The organism is Amycolatopsis decaplanina DSM 44594 (assembly GCF_000342005.1).
Taxonomy (GTDB): Bacteria; Actinomycetota; Actinomycetes; order Mycobacteriales; family Pseudonocardiaceae; genus Amycolatopsis; species Amycolatopsis decaplanina.
The window spans coordinates 87,151-106,667 of the sequence record NZ_AOHO01000065.1; the positions used below are offsets into that span (position 1 = coordinate 87,151).

At 68.4% G+C, this 19,517-nt stretch carries 19 protein-coding genes; 8 read left to right on the forward strand and 11 right to left on the reverse strand.

Going from position 1 to position 19,517, the window contains the following annotated elements; all coding sequences use genetic code 11:
• Positions 1–5: 5 nt before the first annotated feature.
• The 4 genes from H074_RS24320 to H074_RS24335 are packed head-to-tail and all read right to left on the reverse strand — an operon-like array spanning position 6 to position 4,894.
• A complete protein-coding gene (locus H074_RS24320) occupies positions 6–1,145 on the reverse strand; it encodes a family 2 encapsulin nanocompartment cargo protein terpene cyclase (RefSeq protein WP_007032722.1) in 1,140 nt (379 codons plus the stop codon).
• A gap of 25 nt (positions 1,146–1,170) precedes the next feature.
• A complete protein-coding gene (locus tag H074_RS24325) occupies positions 1,171–2,034 on the reverse strand; it encodes a geranyl diphosphate 2-C-methyltransferase (protein WP_007032723.1) in 864 nt (287 codons plus the stop codon).
• A gap of 53 nt (positions 2,035–2,087) precedes the next feature.
• Positions 2,088–3,476: a family 2B encapsulin nanocompartment shell protein gene (locus H074_RS24330; protein WP_007032724.1), complete on the reverse strand. Its 1,389-nt coding sequence runs from the start codon at positions 3,474–3,476 to the stop codon at positions 2,088–2,090.
• Positions 3,473–4,894, reverse strand: a complete 1,422-nt coding sequence (locus H074_RS24335) for a family 2B encapsulin nanocompartment shell protein (protein ID WP_007032725.1) — start codon at positions 4,892–4,894, stop codon at positions 3,473–3,475. The genes H074_RS24330 and H074_RS24335 overlap by 4 nt, the downstream gene beginning before the upstream one ends.
• A 453-nt stretch (positions 4,895–5,347) precedes the next feature.
• Here H074_RS24335 and cmtR point away from each other — a divergent pair, with 453 nt between their 5' ends.
• Genes cmtR through H074_RS24355 form a run of 4 tightly spaced genes read left to right on the forward strand, consistent with a single transcriptional unit; the run spans position 5,348 to position 7,421 of the window.
• Positions 5,348–5,674 carry a Cd(II)/Pb(II)-sensing metalloregulatory transcriptional regulator CmtR gene (gene cmtR, locus H074_RS24340; RefSeq protein WP_007032726.1) on the forward strand — a complete coding sequence of 109 codons (327 nt, stop codon included), beginning with the start codon at positions 5,348–5,350 and terminating at the stop codon, positions 5,672–5,674.
• Positions 5,671–6,324 carry a cation efflux transmembrane domain-containing protein gene (locus tag H074_RS24345; protein ID WP_007032727.1) on the forward strand — a complete coding sequence of 218 codons (654 nt, stop codon included), beginning with the start codon at positions 5,671–5,673 and terminating at the stop codon, positions 6,322–6,324. Before cmtR ends, H074_RS24345 begins: the two co-directional genes overlap by 4 nt.
• A gap of 10 nt (positions 6,325–6,334) precedes the next feature.
• Positions 6,335–6,946, forward strand: coding sequence for a class I SAM-dependent methyltransferase (locus tag H074_RS24350; RefSeq protein WP_007032728.1), 612 nt, complete (start codon positions 6,335–6,337; stop codon positions 6,944–6,946).
• A 43-nt stretch (positions 6,947–6,989) separates the two neighbouring features.
• Positions 6,990–7,421, forward strand: coding sequence for an LppU/SCO3897 family protein (locus H074_RS24355; protein WP_007032729.1), 432 nt, complete (start codon positions 6,990–6,992; stop codon positions 7,419–7,421).
• 4 nt (positions 7,422–7,425) lie between these two features.
• Here the strand turns inward: H074_RS24355 and H074_RS24360 are convergent, their stop codons facing one another.
• Positions 7,426–8,478 (reverse strand): oxygenase MpaB family protein, encoded by a 1,053-nt coding sequence (locus tag H074_RS24360; RefSeq protein WP_007032730.1) that lies wholly within the window; start codon positions 8,476–8,478, stop codon positions 7,426–7,428.
• Positions 8,479–8,567: 89 nt separating this feature from the next.
• On the opposite strand from H074_RS24360, the gene H074_RS24365 reads away from it, so the two are divergent.
• Positions 8,568–9,215, forward strand: coding sequence for a TetR/AcrR family transcriptional regulator (locus tag H074_RS24365; RefSeq protein ID WP_007032731.1), 648 nt, complete (start codon positions 8,568–8,570; stop codon positions 9,213–9,215).
• Between the two features lie 294 nt (positions 9,216–9,509).
• Here H074_RS24365 and H074_RS24370 read toward each other — a convergent pair whose 3' ends face one another.
• Positions 9,510–10,094 carry a TetR/AcrR family transcriptional regulator gene (locus H074_RS24370; RefSeq protein ID WP_007032732.1) on the reverse strand — a complete coding sequence of 195 codons (585 nt, stop codon included), beginning with the start codon at positions 10,092–10,094 and terminating at the stop codon, positions 9,510–9,512.
• 70 nt (positions 10,095–10,164) lie between these two features.
• Between H074_RS24370 and H074_RS24375 the strand changes: the two genes are divergently transcribed.
• Positions 10,165–11,112, forward strand: a complete 948-nt coding sequence (locus tag H074_RS24375) for an NADP-dependent oxidoreductase (protein ID WP_007032733.1) — start codon at positions 10,165–10,167, stop codon at positions 11,110–11,112.
• Here the strand turns inward: H074_RS24375 and rraA are convergent.
• The 3 genes from rraA to H074_RS24390 all read right to left on the reverse strand — a co-directional run bounded on the left by rraA (position 11,064) and on the right by H074_RS24390 (position 13,396).
• Positions 11,064–11,549 (reverse strand): ribonuclease E activity regulator RraA, encoded by a 486-nt coding sequence (rraA, locus tag H074_RS24380; protein ID WP_007032734.1) that lies wholly within the window; start codon positions 11,547–11,549, stop codon positions 11,064–11,066. The two genes, H074_RS24375 and rraA, sit on opposite strands and share 49 nt — an antisense overlap.
• Before the next feature lie 101 nt (positions 11,550–11,650).
• The gene (locus H074_RS24385) at positions 11,651–12,496 is read right to left on the reverse strand and encodes a TetR/AcrR family transcriptional regulator (protein WP_007032735.1); all 846 of its coding nucleotides are present in this window, start codon (positions 12,494–12,496) and stop codon (positions 11,651–11,653) included.
• A 9-nt stretch (positions 12,497–12,505) separates the two neighbouring features.
• On the reverse strand, positions 12,506–13,396 hold the full coding sequence (locus H074_RS24390; RefSeq protein ID WP_007032736.1) for an EamA family transporter: 891 nt from the start codon (positions 13,394–13,396) through the stop codon (positions 12,506–12,508).
• Positions 13,397–13,475: 79 nt separating this feature from the next.
• On the opposite strand from H074_RS24390, the gene H074_RS24395 reads away from it, so the two are divergent.
• The gene (locus H074_RS24395; protein WP_007032737.1) at positions 13,476–14,357 is read left to right on the forward strand and encodes a LysR family transcriptional regulator; all 882 of its coding nucleotides are present in this window, start codon (positions 13,476–13,478) and stop codon (positions 14,355–14,357) included.
• Between the two features lie 46 nt (positions 14,358–14,403).
• Here the strand turns inward: H074_RS24395 and H074_RS24400 are convergent, their stop codons facing one another.
• Positions 14,404–15,264, reverse strand: coding sequence for an NAD(P)-dependent oxidoreductase (locus H074_RS24400; RefSeq protein WP_007032738.1), 861 nt, complete (start codon positions 15,262–15,264; stop codon positions 14,404–14,406).
• A 10-nt stretch (positions 15,265–15,274) separates the two neighbouring features.
• Positions 15,275–16,150, reverse strand: a complete 876-nt coding sequence (locus H074_RS24405) for an NAD(P)-dependent oxidoreductase (protein ID WP_007032739.1) — start codon at positions 16,148–16,150, stop codon at positions 15,275–15,277.
• Between the two features lie 83 nt (positions 16,151–16,233).
• On the opposite strand from H074_RS24405, the gene H074_RS24410 reads away from it, so the two are divergent.
• Positions 16,234–19,422, forward strand: coding sequence for an ATP-binding protein (locus tag H074_RS24410; protein WP_039923314.1), 3,189 nt, complete (start codon positions 16,234–16,236; stop codon positions 19,420–19,422).
• The last annotated feature ends 95 nt before the right edge of the window (positions 19,423–19,517 follow it).

A 19,517-nucleotide genomic window follows, 5' to 3' on the forward strand; every position in this document is an offset into this window, starting at 1 on the left:
CGGTTCTAACCGTCCTTACCACTCACGAGCTTGTATCGCGGACTCGTCGAGTGCCATTCGAAACCGCCGCCCATCCACCCCCGCAACCCACGTAGAAACCGTTGCAGTTCAAGGGAAGGAACCGCGCTCAGCTTCTCGTGCGCCGACTGGAAGTCCCGGACGACGTCGTTGTGCAGTTCGACGGTGATCGCCGTGGCCTCTTCGATCGAGCACTTCCGGTCGTCGGCGATCAGCAGTACCGCGTTGCAGGGCGGTGACTCGTCCTCCAGGTCCTTGGCGACCGAGTGCACGTCGTTGACGAGCACGGCCGCCGTGCCCGCCTGGATCGCCGCCTCGCGGACCCGCGGGTCGTAGTAGAGGTTCGAGGTCAGTTCGTAGCCGCCGAGGACGTCGATCAACGTCATCGAGGTGTAGAAGCTGTCGTGCTGCCGGGCCGCGAGGTACTCCCACGCCGGTGGGTATTTCCCGCTGTGGCGCCATGCCGCGTAGGCGGTCCAGCTCACGAACATCGCGAAGGTCGAATAGCAGACCCGCTGAACCTGCGCGGCGGTCCCGGCTCGCCGCAAGAAGTCCGTCCCCGAGTTCAGCGCCACCAGAACCCGGTCGTTCCGCAGCGTTTCGTCGAGGTCGCGGCTGAATTCACCCAACGACGGCACCGGATCCATGGCGGCCATCCCCAGCGCGAGCTTCGGCGGCAGCTCCGCCGGCACGGCGCCGAGCGAGGTGTCGTCGGCGTAGAGGTCGTCGGCCGCCCACCACGCGGCGTTGAGCCGCGCGGAGATCAGCAGCTTGTCGGGGTCCTCGCAGTCCGGGTGGGCGAGCATGACGAGCCTGCCGAAGCCCGCCTTCCCGATTTGCTCGCACTCTTCCTCGTCGAACCCGCACTCCCCCGCCCACAGGACGAGCCGCCGGTCGACCTCCTCGGCGAGCGGATCGTTGATCCGCTCGGTGACGGGACAGTACAGCGGCGGCGCCGCCCCGTCGCCCCACGGCCGGTACGCGTACGCCGGGTCGAGAGCGGGTTTCCCCGGCGGCGGAGCTTCCTCCACCGCCGGAGAAACAGCGGTCAGCCGGGCCGCCAGCCGGGCGGCGGACGTGCCCAGTCCGCTCGGACCGGCCAGTAGCGTGGCGAGCGGTTCGGTCATCGCTTGCTCCGATGGTCTCGCGGGATCAGACGCGGTCCGCGGCGATGAGCAGGTAGTGGAAGCTGCCTTCGCGATAGGCGTCGAGGAACGGTCCTTCGATCCCGGTCGCCACCGACGACTTCGCCCGCAGTTCCCAGTACGGGATCGTGTCCGGCGTCAGATCCACCACCGAGATAGGCACCAGGTCGTTGGCCGTCATGGCCTTGAAGTACTCGCTGCGCGGGTGGATGTTGCAGGTGTAGTGCTGGTCGATCTGCGCGACGGCCTTCGACCGCCCACCGGTCACGTCGTTGTAGCACCCGGTGATGGTGACGTACCGCCCGCCGAACTCCAGCTGCCGCGCGTGCTCGGCGAAGAGCTCGTAGAGGTCCACGTACATCGTGCTTTCGTTGTTCCAGATCGCCTTGCGCGAGCCGGTCTCGAAGCCGGTGTCGAGCATGTTGCGGAAGTGATACCGCACCCGGTCTGCGACGCCCCTGATCTCCGCCTGGTGATTGGCGAACTCGACCTGCTTCTCCGAGATCGAGATCCCGTCGACGTGGCAGCCGAACCGCGCGTTGGCCATGATGCTGGACCCGCCACGCCCGCAGCCGGCGTCTAGAAGCCGATCGTCCGGTTTGACGTCGCCGAGGTGATCGAGCAGGACGTCCGCCTGCGCGGTCTCCAGGCGGTGCATCTCGGCGATGATCCGCTCGTCACGGGTGTCCTCGGGGCCTTCCAGCACCGACCAGTCGACCTCGCCGACCCCGTAGTGGTGGTGATAGAGCCCGTCCACATCGCCCAGGCGCAGGTTGACCGGGTCCTTCTCCTTGTTCCAGTACGACGCCACCGACTTCTGGTACTCGGTGCGCAGAACCTTGGCGGGAGCGGGAGTACGGGCGATGGTCACGTGCGTGGTCCTTTCTGGAGCCTTGTTGTTCGTTGTCGTTGCGGGGCGAGGGGTCAACGCGCGACCTCGACGTTCTCCAGGACGCCGAGCGCGTCGGGAACGAGCACGGCGGCCGAGTAGTAGGTGCTGACCAGGTAGGTGGCGATCGCCTGTTCGTTGATGCCGTCGAAGCGCACGTTCAGGCCCGGCTCGTACTCGTCGGGCAGGCCGGTCTGGTGCAGCCCGATCACGCCGTTGTCCTCCACGCCGGTCCGCATGGCGAGGATCGAGGAGGTGCCGTTGTCGGTGATCGGGATCTTGTCGCAGGGCAGGAGCGGCACCCCGCGCCACGCGGCGACCACCTTCCCGTCGACCGTGGTGCCTTCCGGGTAAAGGCTGCGGCGTGTGCATTCCCTGCCGAACGCGGCGATCGCGCGCGGATGGGCGAGGAAGAACTTCGTCTTGCGGCGGCGGCTGACGAGTTCGTCCATGTCGTCGGGCGTCGGCGGGCCCGACCGGGTCTGGAACCGTGACTTGAGGTCGGCGTTGTGCAGCAGTCCGAACTCGCGGTTGTTGATCAGGTCGTACTCCTGCCGCTCCCGCAGTGCCGCCACGGTCAGCCGGAGTTGCTCGCCCAACTGATCCATCGGCTCGTTGTAGAGATCGGTCACCCGTGTGTGCACCCGCAGTGAGGTCTGCGCGACGGCGAGGTCGTATTCGCGAGGCGAGATCTCGTAGTCGACGAACGTGCCCGGCAGCAGTGGCTCGCCGTCGTGCCCTGACGACATCCCGATCTCGGCCTCGCCCTTGGCGTTCTGTGGCTTTCCCTTGTGCGCCAGCATGTCCTGCACATGGCGGCGCATCGACTCGGACCGGCCGTTGAGGTCGGCGAAGTCTTCGGCGCGCAGGGTCAGCACGATGACCGGGGTGACGGCCTTGGCGGTGAACGGCCAGTTCCGGTCGATGCCGGCGAGCATTTCTTCACCGAAGTGGTCGCCGTCGGCCATGCTGCCGATGGTGGCTTCCGTGCCGTACTCGCCCGGTGCCACCTTGGCGACCTTGCCGTGTGCGACCAGCACGACCTCGTCGAGCGGAGAGCCGTGGCTGACGATGGTTTCGCCAGGCTGGTACTCGTGCTGCACGAACCGGTCGGCGAGCGCGGAGAGCGTGTCCTCGTCGTCGAAACCCCTCAGCAGGGCCAGCTCCGCGAGTTCCTGCGGGACGACCCGGACCTCGGTGCCGACATTGGTGAAGCTCACCCGTCCGTCGCCGATCGCGTAGGTCAGCCGCCGGTTGACCCGGAAGGTGCCACCGGTCGCCTCGACCCAGGGCAGCATCTTCAGCAGCCAGCGTGGCGTGATGCTCTGCATCTGCGGCCGCGTCTTGGTGGTCGTCGCCAGGTTCCGCGCGGCGGCGGGGCCGAGACTGAGCCGCCGGTCGGCCTCCGGCCTTGTGGCGGTCATCCTTCGCGGCCGAGTTCGGCGGCTTCGAGGACGGCCAGCGCGTCCGGCACGAGTACGGCGGCGGAGTAGTAGGTGCTGACGAGGTAGGAGATGATCGCCTGCTCCGAGATCCCCATGAACCTGACGTTCAGCCCGGGCTCGTACTCGTCCGGAAGACCGATCTGACGCAGGCCGACCACGCCCTGGTTCTTCTCGCCGGTGCGCATCAGCAGCACGGAGCTGGTGTTGGTCTGGCTCACCGGAATCTTGTTGCACGGCAGGATCGGGACCCCGCGCCAGGACGGCACCTTGTGCCCGCCGAGATCGGCGCCGGTCGGGTAGATCCCGCGTTTGCTGCACTCGCGACTGAACGCGGCGATCGTGCGCGGATGCGCGAGGAAGAAGCCTGGTTCTTTCCACACCAAGGCGAGCAGGTCGTCGAAGTCGTCCGGAGTGGGCGGACCGGTGCGCGTCGCGATGCGCTGGGCGAAGTCGGTGTTGTGGAGCAGGCCGAAGTCCGTGTTGTTGATCATTTCGTGCTCTTGCCGCTCGCGCAGCGCCTCGATGGTCAGGCGCAACTGCTGCTCGGTCTGGTCCATCGGCTGGTTGTAGAGGTCGGACACGCGACTGTGGACCCGGAGCACGGTCTGAGCGACGCTCAGTTCGTATTCACGCGGCGAGGTCTCGTAGTCGACGAACGTCCCCGGCAGCAACGGCTCGCCGTCGTGTCCGGAGGAGATGTCGATCTCGGCCTCGCCGAAGTCGTTGGCGCGCCCGGAGTCCTGCGACGCCTGCTCGATCTGCGCCTGCAGCGATTCGGACTGTTCCAGTACCCGCTCGAAGTCCTGCCGGGTCAGGGTGAGCACGGTGCAGGCGGTGGCCGCCTTGGCGGTGAATTCCCAGATGCCGTCGCCGTCGACGAGGGTTTGCGCGCCGAAGTAGTCGCCGTCCTTGACCACGCCGAGCGCGGTCTCGTCACCGTAAGGACCGGGGCCGGTCTTGGCGATCTTGCCGTGCGCGATGAGGTAGACCCGATCGGCCCGGTGCCCGAATTCGACGAGCACGTCGCCCGCCGCCACTTCCTGCTGTTCGAAACGGCGGGCGAGTTCGGCGAGTACTTCTTCGTCGTCGTATCCCTTGAGCGGCTTCAGTTCTCCCAGTTCCGCCGGGATCACGCTCACCTCGGCGCCCGCCTTCGAGAACGTCACCCGTCCGTCGCCGACCGCGTAATTGAGCCGCCGGTTGACCCGGTAGGCGCCACCGTTCACCTGAACCCATTCGAGCATCTTCAGCAGCCACCGGGACGAAATTCCCTGCATCTGCGGAACGGATTTGGTCGTCGTCGCCAGATTACGCGCGGCGGCCCGGCCCAAACTCAGCTGCGGATTTTCCGGCCCCTGGACACCTTCGGCGGAAGTGTCCGATTCGGTCACGGTCACAGCAAGGTCCACCCTTCGATAGTCGTGTGACAAACAAGATCCACAATTCGCGGCGCGCCGGCCATGCCCCGAAGTGCGGCCCCGCAGGATCAACATAGCAAGGGGTTTTTCTCGCACAAGCGCACTTTCAGGTAATGCGACAAGGCCACCCGAATGCCGATTCTTCCATTGCGCACGAAAGCTTTTGTCAACGTTACTTGACGCTTTATGATGGCCACGCAATCGGGCCAGCAATTGTTCTGAGGTGTCATGCGAAGCCGCGCCGGGACTCCCGGGCGTGCCCACGATGCGGCCGTTGGAGTGTCACGCCGGCCTCTTTCGGGTCGCCTCCGCACCGGTGTTCGGCGATGACTTGACAGACAGCGACGAAACAGAGGGTCGCGTCCGGACACTCCGTCGGGTCAATGATTCAGCCCTTGCTGATATATCAGTGTGGACTGTACTGTCCCATCTGTGCTGACATGTGAGACCCAGGGGGCCGCACTCGCCCGGCTCGGTCGTGCACTCGCCGACCCGAACCGGTGCCGGATACTGGTCGCCCTGCTCGACGGGGTGAGTTACCCCGGACTGCTGGCCGCCGAACTCGGCTTGAGCCGCTCGAACGTGTCGAACCACCTCGCCTGCCTGCGAGGCTGCGGACTGGTCGTCGCCACCTACGAAGGCAGGCAGGTCCGCTACTCGCTGGCGGACGCGCATCTGGCCCGCGCCTTGCGGGAACTGGTCCAAGTCGTATTGGCCGTCGACACCGCTGAGCCCTGCGTGGACGAGGTGCTCCGGTGAGTGTCGAGAACGGCTCCTGCCCGGACGGCTGCTGCACCACGAAGTCCACAGTGGCCCCGGATCGCCGCGCCCTGCTGTCTCGAAGGGTCCGGCTGCTGGTCGCCGCGACGATCACCTACAACGTCGTCGAGGCGGTCGTCGCCATCTCCGCGGGCACCATCGCCTCGTCGACCGCCCTGATCGGCTTCGGCTTGGACTCGGTCATCGAAGTCGCGTCCGCCACGGCCGTCGCCTGGCAGTTCTCCGGCAAGGACCCCGAAGCCCGCGAACGCGTCGCGCTCAAGGTCATCTCGGTGTCCTTCTTCGCACTGGCCGCCTATGTCACCGTCGAATCGGTACGCACCCTGTTCGGTGCCGGCCCCGCCGAGCACTCCCCCGTCGGCATCGTGCTGGCGGCGGTCTCGTTGCTTGTGATGCCCTTGCTGTCCTATACCCAGCGTCGGGCCGGGCGCGAACTCGGCTCCGCGAGCGCCGTCGCCGACTCGAAGCAGACCTTGCTCTGCACTTATCTTTCCGGTGTGCTGCTCGTGGGATTGCTGCTCAACAGTCTCTTCGGCTGGTACTGGGCCGATCCGCTGGTCGCGCTCGTCATCGCCGCCGTCGCGATCAAAGAAGGCCGGGAGGCCTGGCGCGGTGAGCACTGCTGCTGAAAGGAGCGCCATGACCCGGACCGCGCGGTGGAACCGTTACTGGGACGGCAAATCCCGGAACTACGACCGGGAGATGCGGTTCATGGACCGGAAGCTCTTCGGCGACTCCCGGGCGTGGGTCTGCGGCCAGGCCACCGGCGACGTCCTCGAAGTCGCCGTCGGGACCGGCCTGAACCTGCCGCTCTACCCCGACGGCGTGACGCTCACCGGCATCGACCTCAGTGACGGCATGCTCGCCATCGCCCGCGACCGCGCCGGACGCCTCGGCCATCCGGTGACGCTGCGGCGGGCCGACGCCCATGACCTGCCGTTCGGCGCCGATTCGTTCGACACCGTGGTCTGCACCCTCGGACTCTGCGCGATCCCTGAGGACGGCATGGCGTTGCGGGAAATGGCCCGGGTCCTCCGGCCAGGCGGCAGGCTCATCCTGCTCGACCACATCGCGAGTTCGTCGCGTCCCGTCCGCGGTCTGCAATGGATCGCCGAAAAGATCACCGTGCCGATGGCGGGCGAGCACTTCCTCCGGCGCCCGCTCGACAAGATCGGCGGCCTCGGCCTGACCGTCGAGCGGCGTGAGCGGTTCAACCTCGGGCTGGTGGAACGGCTCGTCGCCCGCAAGTGAGCCGTGTCATCGGAATTTCATCGGCACGGCCGATCCTGATGACGTGACCTACCCTCAGCAGCAGCCGCCCATCTGGCAGCAGTACCCCGTCGCGCCGCCGAAGAAGACCCCGAAGACCGGACTGATCGTCGGGATCGCGGCCGCGGCGCTCGTCGTCACCGGTGGAGCGATCGCGGTGACCGTGGCGATCGCCACCGGGGGCGGCGTCCCGGAGGTCGACCCCGACCCGTTTTCCGCGCAGGCCGGGGACTGCATCTCGGCCGACGAAGACGCCGGCAGCAACGGTGCGTTCAGCGCCAGCGCCGTGCGGGTCCACTGTTCGGACAGCTCCGCCAACTACTCGGTGATCGCCCAGCTTTCCTCTGAGGTCGGCTCGGACTGCGACTCCGTACCCGGCTACGAGTACGGCAACCCCGTCGTCTACGACTTCGAGTCGGGGAGGTCCCGGGAACTCTGCGTCATGCCGAGGGACTGACGATTTAGGACAACGAGCCCAGTACCGCCTGGGATTCGAGAAGACCGTCATCGCTGGGTGCCTGGCCGTCAGCGAACACCCGTTGGTGTTGCTTCGCCCGGATGTCACGGTGGGCGTCCGCCGGTTTGTCGTAGCCGTAACGTCGCCGGGCCTCCGCCGGGGTCAGAATCTCATCCGACACCGGGGGCACCCCGAGAACGTAGGGAGCGATGATCGGCACCGCGGAAGGCGCCAGCAGACGCGCGACCGCCAGCTTCAGCCGCGGGTTTCCGTCGACGACGCCGTAGCCGAGCCGCAGGACCGGCCGGACCAGCAGGTCGACGAGCCTCGGCTGGGTGAACCCGCTCAGCTTCCGCATCCAGCGCGGCATGGTCGCGATCGTCCCGGCCCGCAGGAACCAGTTCACGAGCCAGAGGGCCGGAGTCAGCAGCCGCGGCGCCGGCGGCAGGACGACCTTCGCGGTCAGCAGGTGGTCCATCATCTTCCGGGCCGCCTCGCTGACGGCGAGCCGGGGACGCATCCGCTCGAAGTACTCCCGGACGCCGTCGCGGGTGCGGGGAACGCCGGCGGGATCGCAGGTCTGGAACTCGGCGGCGACGGCGCATTCCTCCCAGTACCGGTCCTCCTCGGCGGGAGTGAGCCTGCCGCCGCCGTACAGCTCGTAGGCCTTGAGCACCGAATGCCAGCCGGTGAGCAGGATCCACAACTGCGAGTGCGGATCGTTGGCGTCGTAGTGATTGCCGCTGACCGGTTCGACGCCGATCGCCTTGGCGTGCACCTTCACCAGTACGTCCGCGGCTTGGGCGACCTTCCGGCTGTCGGCGAAGGCGACCATGGCGAAGTAACGGACCGTGCGGTCGTAGCGGGTGCGAGGCCGGGCGTAGTTCGCACCGGTCTGGTCGACGGCGGCGATCAGCGCCGGATCGAGTTCCTCCACCACGACGGATCGCTGGAGCCCGGTGACGGCCGCCGTGACGTGCCCCCACACCTTCCACGTGACCGAACCCGGCCCGAAGAACCCGTGGTCCAGCATCGGTTCCACCGGTGTCGTCGTCACGTCAGCCTCCGCTCTCCGCATTTACTACTGATGCGTAGCAATATCCTACGCTAGAGTAGCTTTGTCCAGGGCGCGATCAAGGAGGACCGTTGACCAGCACGACACCTCGGAAACGCCGTGCCTACGCCGCGCGGGTGCCCGCCGAGCAGCGCCGTACGCAAGTGCTCGACGCGGCGCTGCACCTGGTCGTCACCCGCGGGCACAACGCCACGACCATGGACGCGGTCGCCGAACAGGCCGGGGTCACGAAACCGGTGGTCTACGGCCAGTTCCGCAGCCGAAACGAACTCCTGGCCGCACTGCTGCGCCGGGAGCAGGAGGCGGCGCTCCGGCAGTTGCTCGCGGTGTTGCCAGGCGATCCGGGCCGGTTACTCACCGAGGACGCCCCCGACTTCCTCGCGCGGATGCTCGCCGACTTCCTCAACGCGGTCCAGGAAACGCCGGACCGGTGGTATTGCGTCGTCATGCCGATGGCGGATATGCCCGCCGAGTTCCATACCGCGCGTGAGGCCGCACGCGCGATCGCCCTCGACCGGGCCGAATCACTGACGCGGTGGCTCCTGGAAGCCATCGACGCGCCGGCGGAACTCGATCCGGAGATCGTCGCGCACACCGTCACCACCCTGTTCGAGATGGCCGCGCGACTCGTGCTCACCGACCCCGGTCGCTATCGGCCGGAGCGCTTCGTCGCCGCGATCCAGGCCGCTCTCGGCCTCGTGAGTGGTAAAGAGCGTTAGAACGGACCGGTATTTTGCCTACCTGCTGCCGGCCTGCGCGAGGGCGACGATCCCAGTGGGTATCGGGATCGTTGATGAAGGAATTAGGACGCTCAACGTCCCGATTCCTTCATAGACGCGAGGTGGCCCTATCCCGGGCCATGATCAACAGAAGGCCTAGGACACTCAACTTCCCCAGGTCCAGTAGATAAGCAAATACCGGTCCGTTAGAACCGCCCTACCCCTCATTAGAACCGTCCTTGCCACTCACGAGGCCGAGCGTGCGCGAGCACCTGAACGCGGCCTGCCTCGCCGCTACCGACTGTCCGGGCCGGTGACTTCCCAGGCCGCTTCGATCATCCGGAAGATCTCGTCCACCGCGGCCTCCGGATCGGCCGCCTCCCGGCCGAGCGAGTAGGCGTCGATCACGAACCTCGCGATCGTGCGGCAGGCCGTGGCCGACCGCGACAACTCCGGATCCGCCGCGATCGCCGCGGCCAGGGACTCCGCGTGGCGCAGCCTCATCGAGTCCTCGTACTCCCGCAACGCGGGCGATCCGTCGATCATGCGCCAGATCGGGGCGGCGCCGTCCGCCGCGCAATGGCGCACCATCGCGTGGATCTCCCGACGCAGTGCCGGGATGAGCGGCTCGTGCGGCGCCCTCTCGGTGACAGCCCGCGTGAGTCCTTGCTCGAAGTCCGCGTCCTGCTCGAATACCAAGGCCTCTTTCGAGGCGAAGTGGGAGAAGAGCGTGGTGACGGCGACATCGGCCTCCGCGGCCACCTCGCGGATACCCACCGCGTCGTACCCGCGTTCCAGGAAAAGCCGCAGGGCGGTGTCGGCGATCTTCTGACGGGTGGCGGCCTTCTTCCGCTCACGACGTCCGGTCGGCACGGTCATGTAGCGACGCTATCAGATCCAAAACAACAACGGTTTCAAAACCCTAACCGTTAGTGCTACGGTCGACCGCATGAAGAAAGTGATCTTTACCGAGTTCGGCGGTCCGGAAGTCCTGCAGCTCGTCGACGCCGAGGATCCGCACGCGGGCCCAGGCCAGGTACGCATCGCCGTGCGGGCGGCAGGGGTGAACCCTGTCGACTGGAGGATCCGCGAAGGCCAGGTCCTGGGCGCGCATCCGACCGTGCTGCCGTCCGGCGTGGGCCTGGACGCCGCCGGCGTGGTGGACGAAGTCGGCGAGGGCGTCGTCGGCGTCGAGGTCGGCGACTCCGTGTTCGGCGAGGGTTCGAGCACTTACGCCGAGTTCGCCGTACTTTCGGCCTGGGCCAAGATGCCCGAGGGTCTCACGTTCGAAGAGGCGGCCGGATACCCCTCGGTGGTCGAGACCGCGTTGCGGCTGATCCGCGAAGTCGGTGTGCGGCCCGGCCAGACGCTGCTGGTCAGCGGCGCGTCCGGCGGGGTCGGATCGGCGGTACTGCAGATCGCGCGCGAACGCGGCATCGCGGTGATCGGCACGGCAGGCGCCGCGAACCAGGATTATCTGCGCGGCCTGGGCGCGCTCGCCACGACCTACGGCGAAGGCTGGGTGGAACGGGTGCGGCGGCTCGGCCGGGTCGACGCCGCCCTCGACCTGGCCGGATCAGGCGTGATCGCCGAGCTGGTCGCCCTGACCGGGGATCCGGGAAGGGTGATCTCCATCGCCGATCTCGGCGCGCCCGAGTTCGGCGTCCACTTCTCCGGCGTGGCCGGGAGCGTGCCGGACGCGCTGGCCGAGGCCGTCGATCTCATCTCGCGGGGAAGGCTGCACATCCCGGTCGAAAAGTCCTACTCGCTCACCGATGCCGCGGCGGCGCATGCCGACAGCCACGCCGGGCACACCCGGGGCCGCCGGGTCATCGTCGTCGAGCCGGTTCAGGCGATGGCCGAGGGAAGGACCACGACGCCGTCGTCGTCGGAGTAGAGCGTGTCACCGGGAGTGAACGTCACTCCCCCGAAACCGACCGGGACGTCGACAGCGCCGACACCCGCCTTGGAGCTCTTGCGCGGGTTGGTGCCGAGCGCCTTCACTCCGAGCGGGAGCCCGGCGAGCTCGGCGCTGTCGCGTACCGCGCCGTTGACGACCACGCCCGCCCAGCCGTTGTCGACGGCGGACTTCGCGATCATGTCGCCGGTGAGCGCGCTGTGCAGCGAGCCGCCGCCGTCGACCACCAGGACGGCGCCGTCGCCGGGAGTGGCCAGCAGTTTCTTGACCAGGCCGTTGTCCTCGTGACAGGAGACGGTCCGGATCGGGCCCGAGAACTTCCGATGGCCGCCGAACTGGCGGAACTGGGTGTCGCAGACGCGCAGCCGGTCGCCGTGTTCGTCGACGAGGTCGGCGGTGGTGAAGGAATCGATCACGGCGCCTGAGTGTAGGTGCCGCTCAGCCTGTTTCGCGCCTGCGTGATGAGATCCGCATGAATCCTCCTCAGTCGTCATCGGGAGTACGTCCGGACCGTCCGTCACTTTGCCTCGGGCGGGAACACGGTGCCCAGCACATGGGTGAGGACCGCGGCGGGGTCCGCCGCGGGAGCGACGGTCTGACGCGGCGCGAGGCCGATTCCCAAGGCGCCGATCATCACGACGGCCTGGTCCAGTGGGATGGCGGGCTCGAGGCGCAGCCGCCGGGAGTGCTCGGCGAGCAGGGCGACCACCTCGTCGTCGTGACGTCGCTGGATGGCGGCGATCCGCACGGCGGTTTCCGGTTGCCGTGCCGTCGCGGCGAGTACTTCCGCGGCCGCCGCGCTCCACTTCGCCGCGTCCTTGTCCGCCACGTCGGCGGGGTTCAGCGCCGCGATCATCTCGTCGCGCGAGGTGGCGCGAGAGAGAGCCTCGCGCAGTCCTCGCAGATGGCCGTCAGCGTCGGCTTCGACGATCGCCAGCCACAGGCCTTCCTTGCCACCGAAATGCTTGTAGACGGCGCCGCGGGTGTAACCGGCGTCGGCCGCGATCTCCTCGACCGTCGCCGCCAGGAAACCGTGCCGCAGGAAGACCTGACGTCCGGCGTCCAGCAGGTGTTCATGGGTGCGTCGCTGCTGTTCTGCCCATGTCAGCCTGACCCTCGTGGCACCCGTGGCGGCGTTCCTCAGCCTTCCCCTCTTCCTGGCCGGGTTCGCGTGGTACGCCGTGCGTGCCCGCCGTTGCGGCGTCAGCCAGTCCCTGCTGGCACCGATCGAGGAGATCTGGGACCCGATAGCGCACAAGACCAACATCGAGATCCAGATCGAGGCCGAACGGAGTCCGGAGACTCCCTCCCCCGGCGATCCGCCCGAGCCGAAGTGGCGGCCTGCACCCACGACCGCGTCCAACGGCGATCCTCATCGGACCACACCTTTCGGGGTGATCTGGCCCGCGACGATCGAGGCGAGGGCGAGAGCGAAACCGGCGAGCTGGACCAGACCGAGCGACTGACCGAGCAGCGCGGCGCCGAGTACCGCGGCGACCATCGGCGAGAGCAGGCCGAGGACGGCGACCGAGGTGACCGGCAGGGACGTGATGCCGCGGAACCACAGGACGTAGGCGAGCAGGCCACCGATCAGGCCGAGCCAGAGGTACCCGAGACCCGCGTTCAGGTCGATGGACGGCGGCGCGCCCTCGAACAGGAACGTCACCGGCACCAGGAACAACCCGCCCGCGGTGAGCTGCCACGAGGCGAACGCGGTCGGCCCGACGTCCGCCGGACGTCCCCACCGTTTGGTGAGCGTGACGCCGAGCGCCATCGTCGCGGCGCCTCCGAGTCCGGCGATCACCCCGACGACGTCGAAGCCCGCCGCCGGTCCGATCACCACCAGCCCGACACCCACGATCCCGACGATTCCCCAGGCGAACCGCCACGCGGACGGGCTCTGGCGCAGTACGGCCACGGCGAGGATCGCGACGAGGAGCGGCTGGGCGGCGCCGAGTGTCGCGGCGACTCCGCCGGGCAGCCGTTCGGCGGCGGCGAACAGCAAGGGGAAGAACATCCCGATGTTGAGGACACCGAGCGCGGCGGCCTTCAGCCACCAGGTTCCTCGCGGGAGGGTGCGGGTGACGGCGAGCGCGATCAGTCCGGCGGGGAGGGCGCGCATCAGACCCGCGAACAGCGGATGCCCCGGCGGGAGGAGTTCGGTGGTGACCACGTAGGTCGTCCCCCAGACCATGGGGGCGAAGGCGGTCAGCGCGGTACCGGCGAGACCGGCGGCGAGCGGCGTGGTCGTCAGCGTTTTCACGCTTCCCAGCTTCGGTGCCCAGGATCAATGAGTCCAACACATGTTTGTCACTTGATCCATCGTGATTCAAGATGGATCCATGGAGCTTCAGCAGATGCGGTACGTCGTGGCCGTGGCGGAAACGAACAGCTTCACCCGTGCCGCGCAACGGTGTCTCGTCGTGCAATCGGCGCTGAGCCATCAGATCGCGCGATTGGAACGGGAACTCGGCGCGCGACTGTTCGAACGCACGAGCCGCCGGGTGCGGCTCACCGCCGCGGGCGAAGCGTTCCTGCCCGCGGCCCGGCAATGTCTCGAGGCCGCCGACCGAGCAGGCTCGGAAGTCGCCGCGGCCGTCGGCGAGATCCGCGGGCGGCTCACCGTGGGCGTCATCCCGACCGTCGCGGCGGTCGACGTCCCTGCCGCCCTGCAGACCTTCCGCGGCCGGTACCCGCACGTCCGGATCGGGCTGCGGGTCGGGGCGAGCGGGCAGTTGGTGGAGCAGATCAAGGACGGCGCGATCGAGGTCGCGTTCCTCGGCCTCCCGGTATCCGACCGGCCGGACGGCGTGGGCACCTGCGAACTGGGCCGTGACGATCTGATCGCCGTGGTGGCTCCCGGCCATCCTCTCGCCGTCGAGTCCGAAGTGGACTTGAAGCGGCTTTCGTCGGAGGTGTTCGTCGACTTCCCCTCGGGATCCGCTGGACGGGCCCAGACGGATCAGGCGTTCGCCGCGGCGGGAGTGACCCGTGAGGTCGCCTTCGAGGTGACGGCCGCCGACTTCATGGCGCGGCTCATCCATCAGGGACTGGGTGTGGCGCTGCTGCCGTCGAAGTACGTGCCGAACCTGACCGACGTGGTCACCGTGCCGGTGAGGGACGCTCCCGCGCGGATCGAGCACCTCGTCTGGAACCGCTTCACGGTCACTCCGGCGGCGAAGGCCTTCCTGGAAGTGCTGGGCGTCGTTGACGACCGCAAGTAGTCGCCTACTTGCGGTCGTCAACGCGCGTGCAGGAGCAAGTAGGTGACTACTTGCGGTCCGCCTTGATGATTTCGAAAAGGCTGGTCCACGAGCTGCGCCCGTGCCCCGCGGCGATCGCCCGGTCGTAGTGCGATTTGACCGCTTCCGGCAACACCACGTCCACCCCGGCGTCCCGGCTCGCCTGGACGATGTGGTCGGCCGTCGCACCCATCATGGTCACGTTGGCGTCGTCGCCGGGGTGCTCGCCCTTTTCGATCTGCTCGGCCGCGGCGTCCAGGTAGAAATCCATCATCTTGAAGTTGTCCTTGGCGTACGGGACGAACTTCTCCACCGGCACACCCGCCGAACGCACCAGCGCGCTCGCGTGCATGAACACCGAAAGCGAGGTCAGGAAGATGTCCAGCTGCGCCTGGTAGAACAGCTGTGCCAGCCGGACGTCCTCACCGAGGAAGTCCGGCCGCCCGATCAGCGCCAGGGTCTCGCGGTGCTTCTCGAACACGTCGGCCGGGCCGCTGTAGAAGACATACGCCTCCTCCTTGCCCACCAACTCGGCAGGCACCATCACGCCGCCCGCGACGAACCGCCCGCCCCGGGCCTTGACCCAGTCGGCGGCTTCACGGGTCTTCTCCGGAGTGTCCGAGCTGAGGTTGACGATCACCTTGCCCGCCAGGGCATCCTCGGCCTTGCCGAGAATGTCGTACATCGCCGCGTAGTCGGTGAGACTCAGCAACACCAGCTCCGATGCCGCCACCGCGTCCGCCGGTGTCCCGGCGCGCACGGCGCCCGCGGCGACGACGCCGTCCGCGCGGGCGGCCGTGCGGTTCCAGACCGTCACTCCGTGGCCGTTCTCCAGGAGTACCCGGACCATGGCCTGTCCCATCGGACCGAGCCCGATCAGTGTGATCATTGTGTTTCCCTTACTTCTTGAGGAGTTCGATGACGCCGATCAGGTCTTCGGCGCCGTGTCCGCCGGCGACCCGCTTGTCCATCAGCGGCTGCAGCGGGGCCAGCAGTTCCGCGCTGACGCCTTGTTCCGCCGCGGCTTTGGCGAGGTTCGGGAACGCCGCGGCCTGCATGGCGATGTTCGACACCACGTCGGTCACGTAGTCGCCGTCGTCGATCTGTTCGGCCGCGCGCTCCAGAAAGCCGCTCATCGCGTCGATCCAGCCTCGGAGCAGCGGCGCGAATTCCCGAGCCTTGACCCCCGCCGAGCCGACCAGCGCGTACGCCTGGATGACGCCGATGAAGTGCCCGTACATCCCGCTGAGCAGCGCGATGTCGTGCAGCGGCGCCAGCCCGGGGTCGGCACCGAGGTAGTTGACCCCGCCGAAGGTGTCCAGCGCGGTGCGGGCCCGGCCGAAGGTGGAGCCCGAGCCGCTGTAGAAGATGAACGCCGCCGGGGTGCCGATCATCGGAGGGACGGCCATGATCCCGCCGTCGAGGTATTCCGCGCCCAGTTCCTCGGCCCAGGCACCCATTTCGCGTGCCTGGCCGGGGGTGCCGTTGGTCAGGTTGATCAGCTGCCGTCCCTTGAGTCCCGCCGCGACCGGGTCCAGGACCTCGTGCACCGAGTCGTAGTCGAGCAGGCAGGCGATCACGATCTCGTTCGCCGCGAGAGCCTCCGAGACGGTCGACGCGACCGAAGCTCCCTTCGCCGCCACCGCCTCGGCCCGGCTCGCGGTCCGGTTCCACGCGGTGACCGGATGGCCCGCGGCCAGTAGTGCCTCTACGAGCGCGGTTCCCATCGCGCCCAGCCCCAGTACCGTCACCGGGGTCTTGCCGTGTTCGCTCATGGGACCACCGTGACGCGGCCCGCGCACGGATCGCTGCGGGTTCACGCACGATCCTGTCGGTGGTCCGCGCTAACGTCGGTTTCGTGCGTTTCGGAGTGCTGGGGCCACTCGCCGTGTGGACGACCGCGGGCGAGCCCGTCGTCGTGCCCGAGGCGAAGGTCCGCCTCCTGCTCGCCGCGCTGCTGAGCCGGGAAGGCAGGGCGGCGTCGGTGTCGTCGTTGACCGACGATCTGTGGGGCGAGCATCCGCCGGGCAATCCGGGCAACACCCTGCAGACCAAGGTCTCCCAGCTCCGCCGCGCCCTGGATCGGGCCGAACCCGGTGCCCGGGAGATCGTGGCGTATCAACCCGCCGGCTACGTCCTCACCGTCGAGGCCGGCGATCTCGACGTCCACCGGTTCCGCGCGCTCACCGCCCGCGCCCGCGACACCGCCGATCCGCGCGCCCGTGCCGCGCTGCTGGCGGACGCCCTGGCGTTGTGGCGAGGGCCCGCGTATGCCGGATTCGAGGAGGAACACTTCGCCCTGGCCGCGGCCCAACGGCTGGAGGAGGAAAGGCTGCTCGCCGAAGAGGAACGGGCCGAGGCCCGGCTGACGCTCGGCGAGCACGCCGTCCTCACCGGGGAATTGGCCGGTCTGGTCGCACGGTATCCACTGCGAGAGCGCCTCCGCGGCTTGCTGATGCGCGCGTTGTACGCGGCCGGGCGGCACAGTGAAGCACTCGAAACCTATGCCGAACTGCGCGCCCGACTGCGTGATGAGTCCGGGCTCGAACCGGGGCCGGACCTCGCGGCTCTGCACCAGGCGGTCCTCACCAGGAGTCCGAGTCTCGAACCTGTCCACGCCGCCGAACCGGTACGCGGCAACCTGCCCGAGGCACTGACCGAGCTGATCGGCCGCACGACGGCGGTCAAGGAGGTCGGAGCGCTCGTCACCGACGCACGGCTGGTCACCCTCACCGGTCCCGGCGGTGTGGGCAAGACCAGGCTCGCCATCGAGGCCGCGTCGAAGCTCGCGATGGCCGATGGCACCTGGCTCGTCGAGCTGGCGGGCCTGGACAACGTCGCGTGCCCGACGTGCCCGCCCGAGGATCTGGTCGCCGTCGTCCTGACGGCCGTGCTGGATCTTCGAGAGGAGGCGACGTCGACCGGAACGGCGACACAGTCGCTGACCGATGCCTTACGGGACAAAGAGATCCTGCTCGTCCTGGACAACTGCGAACAGGTCGTCGAACCGGTCGCGGCACTGGTCGAACGGCTGCTCGCGGCGGCGCCTCGCCTGCGCGTGCTCGCCACCAGCCAGGAACCGCTCGGGCTGCCCGGGGAGAACGTCTGGGCGGTGCCGCCGCTCGACCTGCCCGAGCACGCGGATTTCGCCGTGGTGCGGGAGTCGAGCGCGGTCCGGCTGTTCGCCGCCCGTGCCACGGCGGCCGCACCGGGGTTCGCGCTCGACGCGGAGAACGCGGCGGTGGTCGCCCGGATCTGCCGCACACTCGACGGGATCCCGCTGGCGCTCGAACTCGCCGCCACCCGGGTCCGGACGCTCGGTGTGCACGAACTCCTCGCCCGCCTCGACGACCGGTTCGCTCTGCTGTCGTCGGGCAGGAGGGGTGGACCGCGCCGCCAGCAGACTCTGCGCGCGATGATCGACTGGAGCTGGAGCCTGCTGAGTGGGCCCGAGCAGATCGTGCTGCGCAGGCTCGCCGTCCACGCCGAGGGCTGCGGGCTCGACGCGGCCGAGTCGGTCTGCGCGGGCGGCGAGATCGCCTCCACCGACGTCCTGGACCTGGTGTCCCGGCTCGTCGACAGGTCATTGGTGGTCAGCAGGCCCGGCAGGTCCGGTGAACCGCGGTTCCGGCTGTTGGAGTCGGTCTCGGCGTACGCGCTGGAACACGCCGGGCGGGCGGGCGAACTCGATGATCTGTACTTGCGGCACGCGCGTTTCCACGTCGAATTGGCCGAACGCGGTGACGCGGGGCTGCGCGGCCGGGAGCAGCGGCGCTGGCTCGACAGGCTGGACGCAGAAGGCGCCAACACCCGGCGCGCGCTGGAAACGCTGTTGAGGCAAGGAGAGCACCGGCTCGCGTTGCGGCTGGTGAACGCGACGACCTGGTTCTGGTTTCTCCGCGGACGGCTCACCGAGGCCCGGCGTTCGCTGAACCTCGTACTCGGCACGGAGATCGACACCGGCGACGAGCACGCCCAGGCTCTCGGTTGGCGTACCGGGATCGCCGTGCTCGACGGCGCCGGCATCGAGGACGCGGCGGAAGAGACCGTGTGGGGTATCGCCGATCCTCTCGCGCGGGCAAGGACGCTGTGGTTCCTCGGCTACGCGTGGTCCACGATCGGAGACCTGTGCCGGGCGGAGAAGCTCACCCTCGGCGCACTGGAAACCGCCCGCGACCTCGGTGACGACTGGAGCGCCGCGGCCGCACTGAGCGACAGGGCGTCCCACCTGATCTCCGGCGGCGACCTCACCGGAGGGGGCCGGATCGCCGCGCAGAGCGCCGGGATCTTCGACGGGCTCGGCGAACGCTGGGGCTGGCTGCAGGCTTCGTTCGTCGTCGGCATGCTGGCTTCGATAGCCGGGGACTACGACCACGCCGCCCGTGTTCATCGGGAAAGCCTTCGCCGCGCGGAAGAACTGGAGCTGTGGCCGGAAGTCGCCTACAAACTGTCCTGGCTGGGCCGGACAGCGCTGCTCACCGGCGACTTCGAGGAAGCGAAGGAGTTTCACGAGCGGGCCAGGGCGCTGGCAGCCGACCACAGCTTCAAGCCTGGCGAGGTCTACGCCGAGACAGGGCTCGCGCTCGGCGCGCGACGCCAGGGGCTGTTCGAGGAGGCAGAGCGGCGACTGCTGTCCATACTGGACTGGCATCGCCGAGTGGAGTCCGAAGCGGGCAGCACTCTGATCCTCGCGGAGCTCGGGTTCATCGCCGAGCAGCGGGGAGACGCGGCGGCGGCGAAGCGGCTGCAGCTGGACGGCCTCGCGATCGCCCGCCACAGCGAGGACCCCCGCGCGATCGCCCTCGGCCTGGAAGGTCTGGCCGGGGCGGAAGCGGCGGCCGGCTCGTATCGCCTGGCCGCTCGACTGCTGGGTGCCGCGGCGGCGTCGCGGCGATCGGTGGGCGCTCCCCTGCCGAAGGCCGAACGCGGCGACGTCGACAGGATCACCGATGTCATCGTCGCGGCGCTCGGAGAAACCGCATTCTCAGCAGAGAGCGAGGCGGGCGAGGCGACACCGATAGATCATCTGGTGACTGACGGTCAGTGATCACGCTCCCGTATCACCACAATGGACCATGCCTTACTTCACGCCAGCAACAAACTGTGATTTCTTCCTGTCGTCCAGGCGCCTTGACCGGTAGC

Excerpts from the sequence above, each read along its gene's own strand:
- H074_RS24320 (WP_007032722.1), bottom strand. The coding sequence starts at position 1,145 with ATGACCGAACCGCTCGCCACGCTACTGGCCGGTCCGAGCGGACTGGGC.
- H074_RS24330 (WP_007032724.1), bottom strand. The coding sequence starts at position 3,476 with ATGACCGCCACAAGGCCGGAGGCCGACCGGCGGCTCAGTCTCGGCCCC.
- H074_RS24350 (WP_007032728.1), top strand. The coding sequence starts at position 6,335 with ATGACCCGGACCGCGCGGTGGAACCGTTACTGGGACGGCAAATCCCGG.
- H074_RS24370 (WP_007032732.1), bottom strand. The coding sequence starts at position 10,094 with ATGACCGTGCCGACCGGACGTCGTGAGCGGAAGAAGGCCGCCACCCGT.
- H074_RS24375 (WP_007032733.1), top strand. The coding sequence starts at position 10,165 with ATGAAGAAAGTGATCTTTACCGAGTTCGGCGGTCCGGAAGTCCTGCAG.
- H074_RS24395 (WP_007032737.1), top strand. The coding sequence starts at position 13,476 with ATGGAGCTTCAGCAGATGCGGTACGTCGTGGCCGTGGCGGAAACGAAC.
- H074_RS24400 (WP_007032738.1), bottom strand. The coding sequence starts at position 15,264 with ATGATCACACTGATCGGGCTCGGTCCGATGGGACAGGCCATGGTCCGG.
- H074_RS24405 (WP_007032739.1), bottom strand. The coding sequence starts at position 16,150 with ATGAGCGAACACGGCAAGACCCCGGTGACGGTACTGGGGCTGGGCGCG.